We start from the raw sequence: 2,184 nt of genomic DNA on the forward strand, positions 1-2,184 counted from the left end.
ACCGACGGCGGCGACGGGCTGAGCAACGTCGACTACGCCCCGATCGCCGAGCTCACCGGAGGCTCGGCGCTGGCGCCGATCGTGCTCAACTGCAACGCCCCCGACACCGGCAACATGGAGGTGCTGCTGCGCTACGGCACCGAGGCCCAGCGCGCGCAGTGGCTCGAGCCGCTGCTCGACGGCACGATCCGCAGCGCCTTCGCGATGACCGAGCCGGACGTTGCCTCCTCCGACGCCACCAACATGGCCGCGACCGCGGTCGTCGACGGCGACGAGATGGTGATCAACGGGCGCAAGTGGTGGACGACGGGCGTCGGCCACCCCGACTGCAAGGTCTTCGTCTTCATGGGACTCACCGACCCCGACGCCCACCGCCACCAGCGGCACTCGATGGTGCTCGTGCCGGCCGACGCTCCTGGCGTGAAGGTCGAGCGGATGCTCAACACGATGGGCTACTACGACGAGCCGTTCGGCCACGGCGAGGTGTCGTTCACCGACGTCCGCGTGCCGTTGAGCAACGCGATCGGCGGTCCCGGTGAGGCGTTCGCGATCGCCCAGGGACGACTCGGGCCCGGCCGGGTGCACCACTGCATGCGGCTGATCGGCCTGGCCGAGGCGGCCCTGGCGCTGGCCTGCGAGCGGGGCCTGGACCGCGCGGCGTTCGGCAAGCCCCTGGCCAACCTCGGTGGCAACCGCGAGCGCATCGCCGACGCCCGGATCGCCATCGACTCGACCCGGTTGCTCGTGCTCAACGCTGCCTGGAAGCTCGACTTCGGCGGACCGCTCAACGCCTTGAGCGAGGTCGCTCAGATCAAGGTGGCGGCACCCGTCATGGCCCAGCAGGTCGTCGACATGGCGATGCAGCTGCACGGTGGCGGCGGTCTGTCCGACGACCACCCGCTCGCCGGGATGTGGACCACCGCCCGGGCGCTGCGCCTCGCTGACGGCCCCGACGAGGTGCACCGCGGCGTCATCGCCCGCCTCGAGCTCGGCAAGTACGGCGCCTCCCGCTGACCCGCCTCATGGTCGTCGAGTAGTCGGCCGGCGACCCGCCTGGTCGTCGAGTAGTCGGCCCGCGACCCGTCTGGTCGTCGAGTAGTCGGCCGGCGACGAAGGAGCCCGGGCCGACGTATCGAGACGCGCAGCGCCGAGCCTCGAAACCCCGCGAGATGCCCACCAACTCTCCACAACCGAGGTTCCTCTACGGGTTGTCCACAACCCCGTGGTTGAGCCGAATTGGAGGCGTTCGAGTGTCGGTGGCCGGTGCTTGTATAGACACATGAGCAGGCACCTCGACGACACCGGGACGGGTCACCCGATCCTCGGTTTCCTCGACCTGCTCGAGTCCGGGCTCGACGACATCGCAGGTGTGAGGGCGTGGTCGCTGAACGCTGAGGAGACGTCCTCGGCGATCACCCGGTTGGTCTCGGACCTGGCCCGTTTGGCTGAGGTCGAGGCCCGGTTGTTGGGCCAGGCCGAAGTGGTGGACCTGCCAGGGACGATCGGTGCGAGGTCGTTGGCGCAGTGGCTCTCGCGCACCACCCGCCTGACCGCGGGTGAGGCCGGACGCCGTACCCGCCTCGCGACCGCGCTCGCCGCCCACGACCAGACCCGGGAAGCTGTCGCAGCTGGTGCGGTGCTGCCGGAGCAGGCCACGGTGATCACTGCCGCGGTCGAGGCGCTGGATGAGGAGTACGCCGCCGAGGCCGACCGGGCCGAGGCGTACCTGATCGGCGAGGCCGCCCACTTCGATGCCTACCGGTTGCGCGAGCTCGGCGAGAAGCTCGTGGAGGTCATCGACCCCGACACCGCCGAGGCCCACGAGGCAAAGAAGCTGGCAGAACAAGAAGCACGAGCGTTGAAGCAGGCCGAGGTGAAGTTCCGCACCGGCGGTGACGGCACCGTGCGCGGCTCCTTCGTACTCCCACAGCTGCAGGCCGAGATGTTCCGCAAGGCACTCCAGGCGTTGGCGGCGCCGAAGCACGTGCGCGCGGTGGAGGGTGCCGGTGCCTATGACTATCAGAAGCCCACGCCGCACAAGCTCGGTCTGGCGTTCATCGAGTACCTCGAGCGCTACCCCCTCGACAAGCTCCCCACGATGGGCGGCCTGGCCGCCACCGTGGTCATCACCGCCCCCGCCGATACCGTCACCGGCGACGGGCAGAAGGCGGGCCGCACCGAGGG

The 2,184-nt window shown here is 70.0% G+C and carries 2 protein-coding genes; both read left to right on the top strand.

Translation table 11 applies throughout. The features are described 5' to 3' along the window. A partial coding sequence (locus VOI19_RS18410) for an acyl-CoA dehydrogenase family protein (protein WP_323794395.1) occupies positions 1-1,014 on the top strand: 1,014 nt, incomplete at its 5' end. A gap of 265 nt (positions 1,015-1,279) precedes the next feature. Beyond that, positions 1,280-2,184: DUF222 domain-containing protein (locus VOI19_RS18415; protein ID WP_323794396.1), on the top strand; the 905-nt coding region annotated here is incomplete at its 3' end.

This window comes from Nocardioides sp., assembly GCF_034670285.1.
GTDB lineage: Bacteria > Actinomycetota > Actinomycetes > Propionibacteriales > Nocardioidaceae > Nocardioides.